Source organism: Nitrosopumilus sp. S4 (genome assembly GCF_054515835.1).
This window is the reverse complement of sequence record NZ_CM137258.1, coordinates 471,720-490,238: the sequence shown is the minus strand read 5'-3', so window position 1 is coordinate 490,238 and position 18,519 is coordinate 471,720. Positions and strand designations below refer to the sequence as shown.

The 18,519-nt window shown below is 34.6% G+C and carries 23 protein-coding genes; 11 read left to right on the top strand and 12 right to left on the bottom strand.

What is annotated here, in order from left to right; genetic code table 11:
• Window positions 1–55 precede the first annotated feature (55 nt).
• The 6 genes from ACX119_RS02695 to ACX119_RS02670 are packed head-to-tail and all read left to right on the top strand — an operon-like array spanning window position 56 to window position 5,087.
• Window positions 56–1,222: a LeuA family protein gene (locus ACX119_RS02695; RefSeq protein WP_459351604.1), complete on the top strand. Its 1,167-nt coding sequence runs from the start codon at window positions 56–58 to the stop codon at window positions 1,220–1,222.
• Between the two features lie 22 nt (window positions 1,223–1,244).
• Complete coding sequence (gene lysW/argW / locus ACX119_RS02690) at window positions 1,245–1,412, top strand: alpha-aminoadipate/glutamate carrier protein LysW (protein WP_141977799.1); 168 nt, start codon at window positions 1,245–1,247, stop codon at window positions 1,410–1,412.
• Entirely contained in the window at window positions 1,409–2,257 is an 849-nt protein-coding gene (lysX, locus tag ACX119_RS02685) for a lysine biosynthesis protein LysX (protein WP_459351603.1), read from the top strand. The genes lysW/argW and lysX overlap by 4 nt, the downstream gene beginning before the upstream one ends.
• A gap of 3 nt (window positions 2,258–2,260) precedes the next feature.
• Window positions 2,261–3,388, top strand: a complete 1,128-nt coding sequence (locus tag ACX119_RS02680; protein ID WP_459351602.1) for a M20/M25/M40 family metallo-hydrolase — start codon at window positions 2,261–2,263, stop codon at window positions 3,386–3,388.
• Complete coding sequence (gene dph5 / locus ACX119_RS02675; RefSeq protein WP_459351601.1) at window positions 3,388–4,425, top strand: diphthine synthase; 1,038 nt, start codon at window positions 3,388–3,390, stop codon at window positions 4,423–4,425. The genes ACX119_RS02680 and dph5 overlap by 1 nt, the downstream gene beginning before the upstream one ends.
• Before the next feature lie 44 nt (window positions 4,426–4,469).
• A complete protein-coding gene (locus ACX119_RS02670) occupies window positions 4,470–5,087 on the top strand; it encodes an adenylyltransferase/cytidyltransferase family protein (RefSeq protein WP_459351600.1) in 618 nt (205 codons plus the stop codon).
• Here the strand turns inward: ACX119_RS02670 and ACX119_RS02665 are convergent.
• From ACX119_RS02665 to ACX119_RS02640, 6 genes are all read right to left on the bottom strand, one after another.
• A complete protein-coding gene (locus ACX119_RS02665; protein ID WP_459351599.1) occupies window positions 5,084–5,767 on the bottom strand; it encodes a DUF120 domain-containing protein in 684 nt (227 codons plus the stop codon). The genes ACX119_RS02670 and ACX119_RS02665 overlap by 4 nt on opposite strands.
• Window positions 5,768–5,775: 8 nt before the next feature.
• Window positions 5,776–6,918 (bottom strand): DNA primase DnaG, encoded by a 1,143-nt coding sequence (gene dnaG, locus ACX119_RS02660; protein ID WP_459351598.1) that lies wholly within the window; start codon window positions 6,916–6,918, stop codon window positions 5,776–5,778.
• 154 nt (window positions 6,919–7,072) lie between these two features.
• Window positions 7,073–7,423: an iron-sulfur cluster insertion protein ErpA gene (erpA, locus tag ACX119_RS02655; RefSeq protein WP_297593059.1), complete on the bottom strand. Its 351-nt coding sequence runs from the start codon at window positions 7,421–7,423 to the stop codon at window positions 7,073–7,075.
• 92 nt (window positions 7,424–7,515) lie between these two features.
• Window positions 7,516–7,917, bottom strand: a complete 402-nt coding sequence (locus ACX119_RS02650) for a CBS domain-containing protein (protein WP_459351597.1) — start codon at window positions 7,915–7,917, stop codon at window positions 7,516–7,518.
• Between the two features lie 45 nt (window positions 7,918–7,962).
• Entirely contained in the window at window positions 7,963–8,559 is a 597-nt protein-coding gene (locus ACX119_RS02645; RefSeq protein ID WP_459351596.1) for a hypothetical protein, read from the bottom strand.
• A 36-nt stretch (window positions 8,560–8,595) separates the two neighbouring features.
• On the bottom strand, window positions 8,596–8,928 hold the full coding sequence (locus ACX119_RS02640) for an ArsR family transcriptional regulator (RefSeq protein ID WP_459351595.1): 333 nt from the start codon (window positions 8,926–8,928) through the stop codon (window positions 8,596–8,598).
• A 95-nt stretch (window positions 8,929–9,023) separates the two neighbouring features.
• Here ACX119_RS02640 and ACX119_RS02635 point away from each other — a divergent pair, with 95 nt between their 5' ends.
• A complete protein-coding gene (locus tag ACX119_RS02635; RefSeq protein WP_459351594.1) occupies window positions 9,024–9,527 on the top strand; it encodes a cupredoxin domain-containing protein in 504 nt (167 codons plus the stop codon).
• 54 nt (window positions 9,528–9,581) lie between these two features.
• Here the strand turns inward: ACX119_RS02635 and ACX119_RS02630 are convergent, their stop codons facing one another.
• The 3 genes from ACX119_RS02630 to ACX119_RS02620 are packed head-to-tail and all read right to left on the bottom strand — an operon-like array spanning window position 9,582 to window position 13,223.
• Window positions 9,582–10,343, bottom strand: a complete 762-nt coding sequence (locus ACX119_RS02630) for an enoyl-CoA hydratase/isomerase family protein (RefSeq protein WP_459351593.1) — start codon at window positions 10,341–10,343, stop codon at window positions 9,582–9,584.
• 36 nt (window positions 10,344–10,379) lie between these two features.
• On the bottom strand, window positions 10,380–12,497 hold the full coding sequence (locus tag ACX119_RS02625; protein ID WP_459351592.1) for a 3-hydroxypropionate--CoA ligase: 2,118 nt from the start codon (window positions 12,495–12,497) through the stop codon (window positions 10,380–10,382).
• A gap of 42 nt (window positions 12,498–12,539) precedes the next feature.
• Window positions 12,540–13,223: a type 1 glutamine amidotransferase gene (locus ACX119_RS02620; RefSeq protein ID WP_459351591.1), complete on the bottom strand. Its 684-nt coding sequence runs from the start codon at window positions 13,221–13,223 to the stop codon at window positions 12,540–12,542.
• Between the two features lie 50 nt (window positions 13,224–13,273).
• On the opposite strand from ACX119_RS02620, the gene ACX119_RS02615 reads away from it, so the two are divergent.
• Window positions 13,274–13,651 carry a toprim domain-containing protein gene (locus ACX119_RS02615; protein ID WP_459351985.1) on the top strand — a complete coding sequence of 126 codons (378 nt, stop codon included), beginning with the start codon at window positions 13,274–13,276 and terminating at the stop codon, window positions 13,649–13,651.
• A gap of 2 nt (window positions 13,652–13,653) precedes the next feature.
• On the opposite strand, the gene ACX119_RS02610 is transcribed toward ACX119_RS02615, so the two are convergent.
• On the bottom strand, window positions 13,654–14,928 hold the full coding sequence (locus tag ACX119_RS02610) for a Glu/Leu/Phe/Val family dehydrogenase (protein ID WP_459351590.1): 1,275 nt from the start codon (window positions 14,926–14,928) through the stop codon (window positions 13,654–13,656).
• Between the two features lie 73 nt (window positions 14,929–15,001).
• Window positions 15,002–15,382 carry an ArsR/SmtB family transcription factor gene (locus tag ACX119_RS02605; protein ID WP_459351589.1) on the bottom strand — a complete coding sequence of 127 codons (381 nt, stop codon included), beginning with the start codon at window positions 15,380–15,382 and terminating at the stop codon, window positions 15,002–15,004.
• A 118-nt stretch (window positions 15,383–15,500) separates the two neighbouring features.
• Between ACX119_RS02605 and ACX119_RS02600 the strand changes: the two genes are divergently transcribed.
• Genes ACX119_RS02600 through ACX119_RS02590 form a run of 3 tightly spaced genes read left to right on the top strand, consistent with a single transcriptional unit; the run spans window position 15,501 to window position 18,114 of the window.
• On the top strand, window positions 15,501–16,226 hold the full coding sequence (locus ACX119_RS02600) for an archaeal proteasome endopeptidase complex subunit alpha (protein ID WP_459351588.1): 726 nt from the start codon (window positions 15,501–15,503) through the stop codon (window positions 16,224–16,226).
• Between the two features lie 47 nt (window positions 16,227–16,273).
• On the top strand, window positions 16,274–16,963 hold the full coding sequence (locus ACX119_RS02595) for a class I SAM-dependent methyltransferase (RefSeq protein ID WP_459351587.1): 690 nt from the start codon (window positions 16,274–16,276) through the stop codon (window positions 16,961–16,963).
• The gene (locus tag ACX119_RS02590; protein WP_459351586.1) at window positions 16,960–18,114 is read left to right on the top strand and encodes an MFS transporter; all 1,155 of its coding nucleotides are present in this window, start codon (window positions 16,960–16,962) and stop codon (window positions 18,112–18,114) included. The genes ACX119_RS02595 and ACX119_RS02590 overlap by 4 nt, the downstream gene beginning before the upstream one ends.
• Here ACX119_RS02590 and ACX119_RS02585 read toward each other — a convergent pair.
• Window positions 18,106–18,420, bottom strand: coding sequence for a P-II family nitrogen regulator (locus ACX119_RS02585; RefSeq protein WP_459351585.1), 315 nt, complete (start codon window positions 18,418–18,420; stop codon window positions 18,106–18,108). The genes ACX119_RS02590 and ACX119_RS02585 overlap by 9 nt on opposite strands.
• Window positions 18,421–18,519: the final 99 nt, after the last annotated feature.

The following is an 18,519-nucleotide window of genomic DNA, read 5'->3' as shown; positions in this document are numbered from 1 at the left end:
AACGAAGATAGTACGAATATGTTTATATCATCTATTTTGGTTAGCGATATCAGTAATGAAAGATCCGAATCACTATGCAAATATTTACAATGCATATGACAAAAATCCAAAGAAAATCAAGGTATTAGACAGCACCTTAAGAGAAGGTGAACAGCACCCTGGTGTTTCTTTTACAAGTAAACAAAGGATTCAGATTGCATGGATGTTAGATTATTTTGGAGTTGATCAAATTGAAATTTCACCTGTTGTATCAAGTGATCATAAGGAAGCAACTAAAACAATAATCAAACAAGGGCTAAAAGCAGATATTGTTTCTCATGGACGTGCACTCAAAGAAGACATTGATGTATCACTTGATTGTGATGCAAAATGGTGTGCAGCATATTTAGGGATTTCAGATATTCACCTAAAAGACAAACTAAGAATTTCAAGAGAGCAAGCACTTGAGAGAGCTGTTGAAACTGTAGAGTATGCAAAATCACATGGTCTAAAAATAAGATTCACAGTTGAAGATGGCAGTAGAGCAGAACCAGAATTTTTACTAAAAGTGTGTAAGGCAATTGAAGAGGCTGGAGTTGATAGGATTAGTCTTCCTGATACTGTTGGTATTTTACGCCCTATTGGAATGTATAATTTTGTTAAAAAAGTTAGAGATGTAATTGATGTACCACTTGATGCACATGTTCATAATGATATTGGGTTTGCAGTAGCAAATGCATTCTCTGCATGTGATGCAGGAGTAGACCAAATCCATACAACAATTGACGGTATTGGTGAAAGAACTGGAATTCCACCACTTGCTGAAGTTGCAGTGGCATTGACATATTTGTACAAATCACCAAATGATTTCAGATTAGATATGCTTCTAGATCTTTCAAGATTAATCGAGGATTACACATCAATAAAGCCATATGATTCAAAACCCATTGTAGGTTCATCTGCATACAAGCACAAAGCAGGAACACATCTTGCAGCAATACTTAGAAATCCTGCAGCATATGAGCCAATTCCTCCAAGAGCAGTTGGAAATAGAAGAAGAATTGTCTTTGGAGAACTAGCTGGAAAAACGGGTGCAGCCTACTTGATGTCATTATTAGGCCTGGAAAAAGACGATGAAGGAGCAAAAGCAGTGGCAGCTGGACTTAAGGGTCTCAGAATGGGAGATCTCATCGAAATTCCATTAGAAGACAGACTTGAAAAAAGGATAATTAATGATAAATAAAGAGGATTAATGGAGAGAAAATATGTCAAAATGTGAAGAATGTGATGCAGAGATTTCCATACCAAGTGATGCACTTGAAGGAGAGATTGTAACATGTCCGGAATGTGGCGCAAGTTTTGAATTAGCAAAAGGTTCAGATGGTTTCGATCTAAAGCCTGCCCAAACGGTTGGCGAGGATTGGGGGCAGTGAGTCCTGACGTTACGATTCTTTATGATACCATCCGTTGGGAAGAAAAAGCTCTACTAGAATCAGGCAAAAAAAATAACATCAACATTCAGATGGTTGATTGTAAGAAACTCGCATTAGATTTAGAAAAAAAACCAGAAGATTATGGAATAGTTATTCAAAGATGTGTAAGTTATTATAGAAATCTTCATTCAACTGCAGCCCTAGAAGGACTAGGAGTCAAAGTAATCAATTGTCTTAACACAGGAGTATTTGCAGGAAATAAATTATTTACCCATATGCTTTTAAAAAAATTTGGTGTGCCAACTCCTGATGCAACTGTAGCATTTTCAAAAGATGCAGCACTAGAAGCATTAGACACACATGGTTATCCCAAAGTTATCAAACCAACAGTTGGCAGTTGGGGCAGATTAATTTCAAAACTCAATGATAGAGATTCAGCTGAAGGTATTATCGAAAGTAGAGAAAACATGTATCCAATTTATCAAATTCATTATCTAGAAGAATTTGTTAAAAGACCTCCAAGAGATATCAGAGCAATCATGGTAGGAGATAAGATTGTGGCTGCAATTTATCGAACATCAGGAAATGGAAATTGGAAAACAAATATGGCACTTGGTGGAATTGCAGAGCCATGCAAAGTAACGCCAGAGATGGAAGAGATGTGCATCAAGGCTAAAAAAGCAGTTCAAGGAGATATTGTAGGAGTAGATTTGATGGAAAGTGATGAGAAAGGATTAGTGGTACATGAGGTTAACAATACTACTGAATACAAAAATACCGTTAGAGTATGTGAAGTAGATATTCCTTCTTTAATGTTAGATTATGCAATAAAGGTAGACAAGTGAAAATTGGACACTCATTTTACCGTCACACCAAGATATGCAGTTAAAATGCTAGAAAAAGCACTCAGATTGTACACACCATCACTTAGTGAAAAACCAATGGCAGAATTTTTAGCTGATAAATGCGATGATCTTGGATTTGAAGATATTCAGATTGATGAAGTAGGAAATATTATTGCAAAGAAGGGTTCTGGTTCACCAAAAATTATGTTATGTGGACATATGGATGTAGTTCCTGGAAAAGTAAAAGTAAGAAAGGAAGGAGATTCATTATATGGTCGTGGTGCATCAGATGCCAAAGCGCCACTAATGGCAATGTTATTTGCTGCAGCCTCTATTCAAAATAATAACGGAACAGTGTATTTTGTAGGTGCCGTTGATGAAGAAGGAAATGCAACTGGAATTAAAAATTTAGTTAAAAAAGAGATTGGAATTGACTATGCAATATTTGGTGAACCAAGTGGAATCAAGCAAGTAACAATTGCATACAAAGGAAGACTAGCAATTAATCTAAAGATCAGTGTAGATGATAGTTCACATGCAAGTGCACCATGGCTTTCAAAAAATGCAATACAAGAATCAATAATTTTTGCAAAAGAGCTCAAAGATAAATTAGAAGAAGGACAGGATGAAAGATCTAAGGGGATGTTGTTGACTGCAACAATGACAGAAATCAAGGGTGGGACAAGTCACAATGTAACTCCAAAAGATTGTGAGACTACTTTTGATATCAGAATCCCAGTAGATATGAATTGTAAAACAGTTGAACAAAAAATTGCAATGTTAGTAAAAGAGATAGCGCAAAAAAGAGAAGTCGAGGCATTTTATTCAATTCTTGATGAAACTGAGCCTTTTGAGGCACCCCATAATTCATCCCTAGTAAGGGCTTTCACCTTAGGAATAATGGAAGTTGAGAATTCAAGACCATCATTAATTAGAAAAACAGGTACTGGCGACATGAATGTTCTAGGAAATCAATGGCACATTCCAGTTGTCACATATGGTCCAGGTGATCCTCATGAAGCCCATACAATTGATGAAAAAGTATCAATTGATGAATATCTACGCGGAATTGAAATTCTCAAAAAAACTCTACAGCATTTAAAAAGACTACACGATAGAAAGATGAAGTAATGCTCTGGTTTGTAGGTTTAGGCGTATCTGGATTCAAATCCATCCCAATTGAAGCTCTAGATGTTTTATCTAAAGCAGATATTGTCTACTTGGAGCAGTTTACAAGTCCAATTGGAAAAGCCGATTTAAAAAAAATTAAAAATTCAACTAAAGCAGAATTCAAAGAAGCAAAAAGATGGTTAGTTGAAGACGGCAGTGAGATTTTGAAAAATGCAAAGAAGAAAAAAGTTGTTTTGTTATCATATGGAGATCCCTATATTGCCACAACTCACATCGAGTTAAGAACCAGAGCAATTCAAGAAAAAATTAAGACATTCTCAATTCATGCATCATCATCATTAACATCTATGATTGGTGAATGCGGTTTACATTTTTACAAAATTGGAAGAATTGCGACAATAATGAGTGAAATGAAATCTCTAACTACACCATACTATGTAATTTACAAAAATATGATTGAAGGAAACCACACAATTCTTCTCTTAGAATATAATCAAGATAAAGATTTTTTCTTAGAACCAAATACAGCACTAAAGGGATTACTAGAAACAGAAAAAGGCCAAATGAGAAATGTAGTAGATTTGTCAACATTTGTAATTGTTGCATCAAGGATTGGATTCAAAGATCAGACTATAATTTCTGGTAAAATTTCTAATCTAAGAAAAAAGGACTTTGGGAAACCACCACACACAATAATTATTCCTGGAAGACTACATTTTACAGAATCAGATGCCCTAAAAATACTAGGAGAGTGTATTGATGAGCCATTTGATAATTCTGAAAAAACCAATAAAATTTCGAGTCAAATGATGAAAAAATATGTTCCAATGATAAGAGAGGCATTAGAAGAAATCAAACCACTCTACAAAGATCAAAAGGAATTTCAGACAATATTAGAAAATGCAGAATTATACATTCAGGATGCTGAGAAGTTTTTAGAAGATGGTCAAGACGAGGTAGCTATATTGAGTATAGGGTATGCTGATGGATTAATTGATGCATTAAGATTGGCAAAAGGCCTTGATCCAAAGATGTAGTTTTTAGCGATGAATTAAAGAGAGGGTCTAAGTTAGAAAAAATAATGGAACAAAGTGAAAAATCAATTCTTGCTGCAATATACGTATCAGAAATTGAGGGAGTATCCCCATTTGAAATAATTAGTAAAAAAACCAGTCTTTCATTAAATGAAATTAATTCTAAAATTGATGAGTTGGTAAAAAATCAATTAATTAACAATGACAGAACAACTTTGACAGAAATTGGGCGCAATTCATTAAGAGTTGTTTTAGCAGGAGGGGTTTTTGATATTATTCATCCAGGCCATATCCATACTCTAAATGCTGCAAAGGCATTAGGAGATGTTTTGGTAGTAGTAGTTGCTACGGACAATACAGCTGTAAAAATGAAAAAAAGAAGGCCATTACATAGCCAAGAACAACGACAAGAATTAGTCCAATCATTATCCATAGTTGATCTCTGTCTAATTGGACAAGAAGATGATATCTTCAAGACAGTTAATCGAGTCAGGCCACAAACAATTGCACTTGGTTATGATCAAGCCCATCAAGAAAAGTTCATTATCGATGGCTGTAAAAAAATTGAACTTGATGCAACTGTTGCAAGATTACAGTCCCCAATACCTGAGAGTTCAAGCTCAAAAATAGAAAAAGAGTACGGAGAATCTATTCACGGGATTTAGTAATTTACTTGAATTCTGATTGATATTTTAGAACCATCTTTGAGTTTTGCAGATTTTCTAATACATACTTTGGAAATTAATTCAATAATAGACTCATCATGATGTGTTCTCTCAAGAATAATTAATTCACAGTTAATTGAATTGTTAATCTTTGCTTGAAAGCATTTTACCCAACCATACGTTCTTTTACCATCTGAGAAACTATGAATTTTAACACCATTTAGAGTCTCAAATTGTTTTATGGCCTCTTGGTGAATTTTTTTATCTAATCTTACATTTAGAGTTCCCGGAAATGGAATATAACCAATTTTTGATTTGAATTGTTTTGTATAACCCTTCAGACCCATATAGTATGCACCTTCACCCATTCCTGAAACTAATGTTCCCTGAAGATCTACATATGATGGAGATGAATCTAGGCTCTTTTTTAAAATTGATAACAGTTTAACCATTTCAGAATATCCCTTTGATGTAATTTTTACTGAAATGTTTCTACCACTGATTATTCTTTCAATGAATTGGTTTTGTTCTAATTCAAGTAGGTGCTTTGATGCAGCTTGTTGAGATTTTTTAATATTTTTTCCAAGTGACGAAGTTGTTATTGTGACATAATTGTATTTTGCCCCTTTTGATAGAAGATAAGAGAGAGTTAAGATGTGCTGAATTTTTAGTTCAGTCATCTAGAATCCTATGCTACGCCTAGGTCACCGAATGTTTTTAGAGTCATTCCATCAGAGTTGGAAAGTTTTGCAACTCTATGTCCAATTACACATTCTATGCCAGCATTTTTGGCGCCTTCTAAGAGTCTTTGAGTAATAATTCCATCAAGAAGAAGATATTTGATTCCTGATTGAGTTGAAAGCTTACTTACAACTTCACTAATTGGGACTTTGAAAATCTCATTTTGATCACTGTCTAATGCTACAGCTTCCAAAGTTTCATTTAGATTTGGAAATACTTTGGAGGCAACTTCTGCAAGGGGTTTATCATCTTCACTTTTTAGAGAAGCAGTTGGCTTGCCAGTTTTAATCTCTTCAGCGATTGGACTTAATATTTCATCAATTCTTTGAGGGGTTAATTCTTCAACTTCAACTCCAGTATCTGCTTGAAGTTCATAATCCAAGTTAACAACTGATTTGAGTTCTTTGAGAATAAAGCCACCAGATCTATCACCATCTAAGAATGCAACTACAGTATCTTTGGAATTACACAATTCTTTGATAGATTCATCTATTTTAGCACCTTCAATTGCTAACACATTATCATAACCAGCTCTTAGAAGATTAATCACATCTGCACGTCCTTCAACTAGAATTACCCAGTTAGAATCAAACAATCCAGAACTACAAGTAAGTTTGGATGGCCCATAGGTTGATAGTTTTCCTGTATCACCTTGATGGACATCATTTAGCATACTTTCTCCTTCACTTACAGTTTTAGTTGCCCATTTTTGCTTGATTTCTTTTGCACGTCGGACAATATCGTCTTTCTTTGCTGCTCGTACATCATCAATAGCTTCTAATCTAAATTTACAATCAAATGGACCTACTTTGTCAATGCTTTCAATTCCTGCTGCAATTAATGCACAAGTATCAATATCAGTACTCATTGGAATTAATGCATCACCAGTGGTGGTGTTAGCAGTAGATTTTGCATTAACTTCAATGCGACCTACTTTAGAAACTCGTTGCAGTTCATTCAGATTCATCTCTGGACCTAACAGACCTTCGGTCTGTCCAAAGATAGCTCCGATTATATCTGCTCTTTCAACGAGCCCATCAACTTCATAGGAAAGTTTAACATGATATTTGACAATTCCTGATTGAGGCATAAATTATTCATCTCCTTAATTATCATATTTTGAGTTTCTACCTTCGATATATGAGGGTATCGCAATTTTTTTAAAAAAATATTTGAAATTTTAGCTAAAATCGATGATCAGCACAGGCTAATCAAAGATAAAAATGAAAAATAATGATTTTAGTTTATTCAGTACTAAACGAGTGACCACATGAACAGGATTTTGTTACATTTGGATTGTTGATTTTAAATCCAGAACCCATTAGGCTTTCAATATAGTCTACGTTAGCACCCTGTAAATGATCAACACTGTAGCTGTCAACTAGGAGTTTAACTCCGTTTTCTTCCATGACGATATCATCTTCTTCTGGTGCTTTTTCGAAGCCCATTCCATAAGATAGACCAGAACAACCGCCACCTTGAACATATACTCTAAGGTATTCAGGGGCTTCTGCTTCTTCTTTCATGAATTCTTTGATTTTCTCAGCTGCTTTTGCTGAAACTGTGATCATCTTTTGTGTTTGTTCAGTTGCCATTATAAGAGAAAATGGCTGTTCAAATTATAATAAGCTTTTCCCACCCTACACACTATTAATTCAAGAAATTTGTAAAATTTGTGCGTTGAAAATCAGTGATCTGCAATATGCCTGACAAGATCACTTGATGTGATAATACCTATTACTTTATCATCTTCAATTACAGGTAATTTTCGAACATTTCGAGTTGACATTAAATCTGAAGCAACCCAGAGATTAGACTCAGAATCAATTGAAATCAGTGGAGAGGACATTATCCTTCTAATTGGAGTGTCTATCGGATAGGAATGGGCAGCAATTTTAATTGCAAAATCCCTATCAGTTACAATCCCCACTGGAGAACCACTTTCTAAAACTACAACAGAACCTACACCAGTATCTTCCATCATCTTTGCTGCAACTGTTGCAGATACAGAGGAATCAACTGAAAGTATCGAAGTATTCATAATTTCTTTAATGCGTGTTTTTTGTTGGATGGGATTTGTTGAATTCATACAAATTTTTTATGTAAAGTGATATTTCAAAGCATTAATTGAATTTCATTTTTGATAATCGTGTTCATTAAAATCAGAACCTAATGGTACGGACAAAATTACGGTGGTATCAGTTGTTTGAAATTTGAGTGGTTTGTCTGGAATAAAGCTACGAAAAACTTGAGCCAAAAGTTGTTCAGTAAATACAGACCACTTCATTCCCAAATCATGCTGGATTAGAAATGTGTGAATGTTACCTTCAATTCTGTGATCAGAATTCATTCCCGATGCACGCATATAGTCTTCCAATGTTTCAATACATCGTTTCAAATCATATCCACCCTTGATGAACAATACAGTATCTTTTATCATTGGAAAGATCAAATTAATTATTTCATCAATGTCTTTGCCATCTAATTCACTACCAAGTGATTCAAGTATTCCTTTTGGAACTGGAATCATCCCTATTTTGTTTGAAAATCTATCCCATTGGGTATACTTTTCAAGAATTTGTTTTACTAGTACATTTTGAGATATACCTTTCATTGTGGCTTCGGTTTCCAAGTCATCAACTAGTTTTTCAGGAAGTCTATAGCTAATACTTCTTGTAGTTTCTTTTTTTGGGCTGTGTAACTGTCGTTTTGTTGAAACCAATTCAATCATTTTATAATCTTCAATTATAAAATGATGATGGATTTTTCATGAAAAGTTAGGTACAATTTCAATCAAAGATTGATCTAAATCACATCTGATAGAAATTGACTTTACTTTACTTTTGTACAGAAAGTATTTTTTGCCATCTTCACTAATAGAGCCAGAAATTCTGACTAATTTTGCATCATACAGAGTTTGTAGTCTTCTGTATACAGTGCTAATAGGTATCTTTTTTTCACTTGAAATTTCCATTGCAGATTTGGGTTTTTCAAGCGTAATGGATAGTATTTCTTTGCAATACTTATCAGCAAGCACTTCTAAAATCACTTGCTTTTTTTCTTCATCCATTATTTTTTGGGTTTGGATTAATTCTTGCATGAGTAAAGCATGTTGTAATGGTATTTAGAAAAGCAGTATGCAATGTAATGCAGTGTATACATAGAGGATAAATTCTTTGGATAATTTCAAGCCACATGAAGAAATCAATCACAGTATTACTTTCAATAATATTCATTTCAGCTTCAGTAAGTGGGGCATACGCCGAAGGTATTCCAGAATGGGTTAAAAATAATGCATTATGGTATGGTCAAGGACTAATTTCAGAAACAGAGTTCCTTGATGCAATTAAATTTTTGATCGAAAATGACATCCTAATTGTAGAAATAGGAGAGCCACAACCAACAATAAAACATGCATCAGTTTTGATACCCAATGGAAACTCTGAAATTTCAAAGGCAGGATTTTATTCGCCATTAAATCTTCAAATTCCATCAGGTACTACAGTTTCATGGGTAAATGAGGATTCAGTTTTACATAACATCCAAAGCTTAGATGAAAAGGGAAAAGTTGTTGATTGGTTTAACAGCCCTCCATTAAATACTGGAGATGTATTCGAATTTACTTTTGAGGACCCGGGAGTTTATCACTACTATTGTTCATTCCACCCATGGAGAGTAGGAACAGTAACCGTTGAATAAAATAAATTCAAACCTATTTTTAATTTAATAAAATAATAAAGAAATTGAGGATAGCTATTTCTTTGATTTGTTTACAAATGCTGTCATTCTTTCTTCTCTATCTGGATGAGTAAAGCAATTTCTCCATGCAAGAATTTCTAGTCCAAGACCAGTGTCAAGATCTGCATTTCTTCCCTTGTTAATTGCTACTTTAGACATTTGAACACCCATTGTAGAGTTTCCAGCAATTTGTTGTGCCATTTTCAAAGCTTCTTCTTGTAAGGATGCAAGTGGAACTACATGATTGACTAGTCCAATCTCTTTTGCCTCATCTGCTTTGATCATTTTACCTGTGTAAACAAGTTCTTTTGCCTTTGCTATTCCCACAATTCTCATCAATCTTTGTGTGCCACCCCAACCTGGAGGGACACCAATTGTTACTTCTGGTTGACCGAGTCTGGCAGTATCTGCTGCTATTCTAATATCACAAGACATTGCAAGTTCACATCCTCCACCTAAAGCAAAACCATTAACTGCTGCAATTGTTGGTTGTTTTACCAATTCAACAGTTGCAGTTACAAGTTGACCAGTTTTTGCATATTCAACTGATTCATCTGCAGAGATTTTTGACATGTATTCAATATCTGCACCAGCAGAAAATGCCTTTTCACCTTCACCAGTCAAAATGATAACTTTGACATTATCATTATGGTTTAGTTCTTCAAAAGTTTTGATTAGTTCTTTTGCAACATCAGTATTCATAGCATTGAGTTTGTCAGGTCTGTTTATTTTGACAGTACAAATGCCATCAGAAGTAGATGTGGTAACTAGTGACATGATAATTTGCCAAGTTATGCGAGACTTAAATGTTATCTATTTTTTGAGGAATTTGCCCCATTGAGCTAATGCCCCAGCAGCTTCAACCCAAGTTCTAAGATCTTGATAAACAGGTACCTGATGCTTCTCAACTAATTTTGCCATTTTTTCAGTATATGGACCACCATTGCATCCAACTAAAAGTGGTTTCTTTCCTTTCTTTTGGAATTCTGCAAGATAATCAACAATTTTTTCTTCTAGAGGATCATCTTGAAAAACAAACCATGGCATTGCAATATCAATATTTTTTTCTTCCATGAATTGTTCAATGACAAATCTATAATCATCTGCTGTTGCACCACCACCAACATCGGCGGGATTACCATTATGAATTGGTACAGCTGGTGGGAAACGTGCTTTCATTTTTTTGAGAAGTTTTGGAGATAACTTTCCTATAGTTAGACCAAATCTTTCTAATTGATCAATTCCACCAATCATTGGACCGGCACCATTACTAGTCATAGCAACACGGTTGCCCTTTGCAGCAGGTTGCCATGCTAGGGCCTTTAGAACTCCTGCTAGTTGCTGATAACTGTCAACTGAAATAATTCCAGCTTGTTTGAAGGCACCCATAATGATTGCATTTGAGCCTCCAAGCGAGCCTGTGTGTGATGCTGCTTGTTTTGCACCTGCAGCAGTTCTTCCACTCTTCCAAATAACAATAGGTTTCTTCTTTTCTTTCATGACACGTTTAGCAGTATTGATGAACTTTCTACCATCACCAAAGCCTTCAACGTATAATCCAATTACTTTTGTTTGAGGATCATTTGCAGCATACCAAATCATATCTGCTTCATCAACATCAGAACGATTACCAAAACTAATCATCTTGGATAATCCAAATACATCAGCACTTTCTAACATGCTAATTCCCATAGTTCCACTTTGTGAGAAAAATGCAACTGGACCTAATTTGGAACGTACCATTCTTTCTTGTCCTTGGAATGCACAATCAAGACGATTTGCTGCATTAAACATTCCAATACAGTTAGGACCAATAATTCGAATATTGTGTTTTTTAGATAATCTTGCCACTTCAGCTTCATAATCTGCACGTTCACCGCCAAGCTCTTTTCCTCCACCTGAAACAATAACCACACTATGAACTCCTTTCTTTGCACAATCCTCTAAGACTGGAGGAGTTACAGACAAATCAACTGAAATTACAACAAGATCAACGCTACCTGGAATTGCTGAAACCGATGGATAGCATTTTTGTCCAAAGATTTTATCGGCCTTTGGATTTATTGGATAAACCTTTCCTTTGAAATCATAATTTACAAGACTGTCTAAGATAGAGTTTCCAATCTTTCCAGGCGTAGCAGATGCACCAACTAGTGCAACAGATTTTGGAGTAAAGAATGTCTCCATATTTTCTCTGTTTGGTTTTGCTTTAGAGATGGAATTTTTCTTTAATTCATTGTTGAGAATAATTTTTGCATCAACTACATAATGAGATTTTGGATAAACAATTACCGGATTAAAGTCGATGCTGTTAACATAATCAGCATTATCTACGCCTAATTTTCCAATTTGAACTAGCATTTTTGCAACCATGTTAATATCAATTGGTTCACTTCCTCTGAATCCTTTGAGAAGTTTTGAGCCCTTTAGTTCATTAATCATTGATTTTGCATCAGAAGTTGTAATTGGAAGCATTCTAAATGCAACATCTTTCATTACTTCAGTCATTATTCCACCAAGACCAACCATAATGATTGGACCAAATTGAGAATCGTTTTGAATACCTACAATTAGTTCAACACCTTTTGGAACCATCTTTTCAAGAAGAATTCCTTTAACTTCTACGCCTTTCTTTTTAGAAAGTCGTCCATACATGTCATTGAATGTTTTTTTGACATCAGATACATTATCCAAGCCAACTTTAACACCACCAACATCAGTCTTGTGCAAAATTTGTGGTGATACTACTTTCATTACAAGTGGAAAACCAATCTTTTTAGCTTCTTTGACTGCTTGATCAGCAGATGTTGCAAGGGCATAAGGGGGAACCTTAACTCCATATGTTTTGAGAATGGATTTTGATGATTCTTCAGTGATAACTTTGTGATCGGTTTGAATGATTTCTTCAAAAATTTTCTTAACCACAGTCATCGTTCGATCGATGAAATTAAAACTCAGTATATTAAACTTTGGTCAAAGATGAAATGATGATTTGAAATTATTGTAAAAATTCTTCATATTTGTTTTCACAATTGAAATATTTTCATCAATATCAAATCTTATTTTTTGAGGATCAATGTATAGAATTTTTTGCAATTTTTCCTCAGTATTATCTAGCCAAAGATTTACCATTTCCTCATTTACCTCTAAATGAAATTGTAATCCAACTGCACTCTTGTATTGAAATGCCTGATTAGAATAGTATTGAGATGAGGCTAAACGTATAGCATTTTCCGGTAAATCAAATGTATCACCATGCCAATGAAATACAGTAAACGGGTTATCAAATCCTGAAAATAATGAATTGTTATTATGAATTATCAAATCATTGTAAAATCCAATTTCCTTTCTTGGACCACTGTAAACTTTAGCACCAAATGTTTTGGCAATTAACTGAGAGCCTAAACATATTCCCAAAACAGGAATATTTTTTTCAACATAATTTTTAATTAATTTTTGTTCAGCTTGTAAATATGGCAAATCATCATTTGCACTCTCAGGAGCACCCAGAATTACTGCTAAAGAGAAATCATCATTAGGGAGATTTTCATGTTTTGCATTGACTGAGGTTATTTTGAATCCATCATCTTGAATTAGTTCTCCTAAATATCCTGAACCTTCAATTTTTGTATTTTGTACAAGCAGAACATCAGACATTATTTTGTTATAACAAAAGTGCTTAATATGTTAAAATGAGTTTAGAAAACATGATAGTAACAGAGCACGAAATATCAGAGTTAAGAGGTTTCATATCTGAATTAAATTCGATACAAGATAGTGTAGTGATAGTAGAAGGAAAGAGAGATTCGAACGCTCTAAAAAAACTTGGCTACACAGGACAAGTTTTAGAATTTCATAGATTCAATGGAATGATAAATTTTACTGACTCGGTGGCAAAATACAAAAAGATAATCATACTTTTTGACAGGGATAAAAAAGGCAGGCATCTTACTGGAAGAACATTAAATCTACTACAAAGAAGAACCAAAGTTGATCTTTCTTTCAAACGAAAACTTCGGTTAATTACAAAGGGAAAGATAATGTTTATTGAACAACTAGTTTGCTACGAATCGTATCTTGTCTAAGATTATGGCCAAATACCTTTTTGGTTAAAGGCCTCTAACACACGCTCAACTGCTAGAACCATTGTAGCTTTTCTCATATCGATTTTGTGTTTTTTTGCCACAGCAAAAGCATCCTTGAATCCTTTAGTGATATTTTCTTCCATCTTATTTGCAACTTCATCAAATGTCCAATAGTAGCCCATGTTGTTTTGAACCCACTCCAAATAGGATATACATACACCACCAGAGTTAGCCAAAATATCAGGAATTACCAAAATTTTCTTTTGGAAGATAATAGGATCTGCTTCAGGTAATGTAGGACCATTGGCAGCTTCTGCAATAATTTTACATTTTAGATTCTTTGCGATTTTTGCGTTAATTTGATTCTCTAATGCACCAGGTACTAGAATATCACATTTAGTAGTAAGCAGTTCTTCAGTTGAGATTTTTTTGCTTCCAGGAAATCCAACTACTGTACCTGTTTTTTGCTTATGTTCGAGAATTTTGCTAACTTTTGCTCCATTTGGAATAGAGATAGAACCTTTAGAATCACTAACTGCAATTACTTTAGAACCCATCTTTTCAAGATATTCACCAGCAAAAGTAGATGCATTTCCAAATCCTTGTAATACTACTTTAGCACCTTTCAAACTTAATTTCAATGCTTTAGCTGCCTCTCTAATTGTATATGCTGCACCTAATCCAGTTGCAACATTTCTTGCAAGAGAACCACCCATTGAAATTGGTTTTCCAGTAATTACTCCAGGAGAATATTGATTATCATTTAGTTTGCTAAAAGTATCCATGATTTGGGTCATTTCTTTTCCTGTTGTGTAAACATCAGGAGCTGGAATGTCTTTGTTAGGTCCAATTATTTCAGAAATTTTATACGCAAATCCTCTTGTCAGTCTTTCAAGTTCACCTTCACTAATCTTTTCAGTTTTTGGATTTACAAAAATTCCACCCTTTCCACCACCAAGAGGAACATCAACTATTGCACATTTCCAAGTCATCCAAGAAGATAAAGCCATGACTTCACGTTCCATGTACTCAACACCGCCCTCAGGATTAAAGTAACGAATACCACCTTTGTAAGGACCTCTGTCATTGTTATGTTGACTTCGAAAACCTGTGAAAATTCTAATTTTACCATTGTCCATCTTTACTGGAATCTTTACTCTCAAAACTTTGTTTGGCATTGCCAAATATTCTCTAATACCTTTGTCTTTGATTCCTAAAACATCACATGCATCATTAACTTGTTGAGTAGCATTTGCAAATGGGTCATGTTTAACCAAGGTAATCGTGTTACGGAATATCAGATTATATAAGTTTGGTTTAAAATCTCTGATCGCAAATTAAGATTTAGGTTTACAGATAGATCTTTTTGTGATTTAGTTTTCTATCTAATTTGTCAATGGCTTCCTCTAAGGTATGGATGTTAATTTCAAGAAAATTAGACAGATGAAAGATTGCTCCATATTTTTCGCCAATTTTAGAAACCAAGTTGTTTTTCTCAAGAACATTCATGTGATGTTGAACTGCCTTGTAATCAAGATCTAGTTCTTGTGCCAATTGATGGGTATTGTATGGATGCTCTAACAGATGTATCACAATACGTAATCTAGTAAATCCGCCCCGAGTACTTGTAAACAAGTAAAGAAGAAGATTGCGAGTTTGTTTATCGACTTTTCTTTGTTGGTTAGGTTGAGATCTAAGAATCTCTTTGAATTGAACCAGTTGATTGCCCATGTTAATTCAAAATAGGTCAATTATGCTTAAAACCATATGTCCAGATCTTTTCCAAATTAAGCATCTTGGACATCAAGACAATTACCCTTAAATTGACTGAGAATAAACTCGTGATAACATGATGGCATCACGTGGTTACGATATGACACCTACAATGTATTCTCCAGACGGCAGAATATACCAAGTTGAATATGCCATAGAGACTGTAAAAAGAGGAACTTTAGCATTAGGAATCCTCAGTAAGGATGGAGTGATTTTAGCAGTAGAAGAGAAACCACGAGCACTACAAACTGCAAATGTAACACAAAAGATTTTCCAAGTTGATTTTCATATCGGAGTTGCTGCAGCAGGATATATTCCAGATGCACGAGTTCAAGTCGATAGTGCCAGATTCTTTTCACAGGGAAATAAAATGACCTATGATGAATCAGTTGAAGTTGCAACTGTTGCTAAACATTTAGCAGATCAATCTCATCAATTTACTCAATATTCAGGAGTTCGTCCAAATGGTGTCGCATTGATTATTGCAGGAATTGATCAAAAAGGAGAATCGATCTATGTAACTGATCCAAGTGGAACATATGTTCAGTATGCAGCAATTGCAATTGGTTCAGGATCTGATGAGGTAAATGCATTTTTGGAAAAACATTACAATAGTGAAATGAGTTTAGAGGATGCAGCAGCATTGGCCATTGCAGCAATTAATCTTAAAGCCGAAAACAAAGACGGACTCAATCATGTAAAAATGGCAAAGATTACAGCTAAAGAAAAGACATTTGAAAAAATTTCAGATTCAGAATTACAAAATTATTCTAAAAACTCATCAAAATTTTCAGCTCAATAGAATTAGATTTGAAAACTATTCAAACTAGGATATAGATACGAAGTATTATGGGATTAGGAAGTTACTGGGGAGAAGTAATGGAAGTACTTCGAGAAATAATTCCAGTTTATGATAAAGTAAACTCAATCATATCACTAGGAAAAGACGTAGAACACAGAAACAGAGGAATATCTCAAAGAGTATTTCCGGGAAACAAGATACTAGATGCAGGTTCTGGATTTGGAAACATGTCAAAGACAGCTCTAAAACTAACAGATGGGAAAATTTCAATCACACTTTACGATCCTCTTGTGCCAATGCTCAAAAATACTAGTTCTCATTTTGAAAAACCTCCAGATATGGCAAATGGGGTTTTTGAGCACATTCCATTTAGAGATGAAGAGTTTGATGTAGTGCTATGTGGTTATTCACTAAGAGATGCAATCAATCTAAGAATTGCAATATCTGAGATCCACAGAGTATTGAAAAAAGAAGGCAGGTTTGTTATTGTAGATTTAGGAAAACCAGATAGTGCATTTATCAGAGCAGGAGTTTCATTTTATCTAAGATGTATCCTACCCATACTTGCATTTGCAGCAGGTGGAAGGTTGGGATTAAAGTTTGGAACACTGTATGGAACTTTCAAAAGATGGCCCCAAAATAAAAAACTCGAAGATTTATTGTTAGAAAAATTCTCCAAAGTAGAATTTGAGAAAGATCTTATGGGCGGCGCTATAATGGTTGCAGCATACAAATGAACAGAGTTCTGATACTAGTAAACATCACAGGCTTAATCATCGGTATCTCTTATGGATTACATGGACCTATACTTCCAGTATTTGCAAAAAATATTGTAGGTGCAACTTATTCTGAACTTGGATTTATTGGATTAGCCAATTTTATTCCATACATGTTCATTCCACTTTTTGTAGGAATTCTTCTTGATAGGATCAACAATGGTTACCTACTTGCACTAGGTGCTGCAATCAACTCGGCATCAATTTATCTTCTATCAATTGCACAGTCAGCTCCTGAAATAATGGGATTTAGAATAATGACAGGAGTGGCACATGCATTCTTTTGGCCTCCATGTGAATCCATAATTTCGAATCAAAGTACAGAGAAAAACAGAGTCAAAAACATCTCTTGGTTTACAATGTTTTTTGTAATGGGATTTATGGTAGGCCCACTTTTAGGCACAGTATTTCTTGAAGGACTGGACATCACATACAGAATTCTATTTCAGATTACGGCATTTATTCTAGCAACTGCAATAATTACTGCACTCCTAGTCTCAAGAAAAAGAGTCAGAATTCATCATGAGAGAATATCATTTTCATCAATAAAGGAGATGAAGAGATTTCCTGAAGTCATCGTATTGTTGATTTTTTGTACATCATCATTTGGGATAATTCTGACTATCTATCCTGCATTCTTAAATGATAATGGAATGAGTGATACGGATATTTTGTTGTTGTTTTTTGTTTTTGGAATTTCACGAGTTGTATCACTTGCACTTGCAGGAAAATTTGCTAGAAAAACAAGTCAAACATTGATTGCTGCAACAATTTCAGTTTCAATTGGATTAGTAATCTCTGTTTTTGCCGATTCAATCATTACATTTGGAATAGCCTTGGTGCTAATGGGATTTGGATTTAGCATATTCTTTCCATTGACATTAGAGATAATTTTGAGTAGAACATCAAAAGGAATTTCAGGTAAAATTATTGGGGCATATGAAACGATATTTGGATTAGGATGGGCAATCGGTCCAACCATTGGAGGACCGATAACTCAATCATTTGGAAATCATACTCCATATTTGGTATTTGGGATTATAGGAATTGGAGTAACAATACTTGCTATAATTTCTAGAAGAAAACTAGAACCACAAAGAGTTCTAAATTGATGTGGTTCCGCGTTTTTTAGTACATATGTCTAGTGCATCACTGACGGCTGTTACAAAGACTTTGCCATCGCCTTTCTCTCCAGTACATGCAACATTTGCAATGGATTCTAAGATTTCATCTAATTTTGGATCTTCTACCACACAAATTACCATATCTCTGCTAAAGTATTGTCCAACTAAAGGAGGATCTTCTTTACCTTGTCCTTGAACATGATGAATAGTGACACCACCTACACCGTGTTTTTTGATTTCTGAAACCACCTTATCTCTTAAAGCAGGTCTAACTATTGCTTCAATTTTTTTCATAAATTATATCAGTAATGAACTTCTTTAAATGAATTCGTGTATTCTCATGGTTGATTTTCAAAGATAGAAGTCATTCTTAGGCATAAACTGAACATTAGG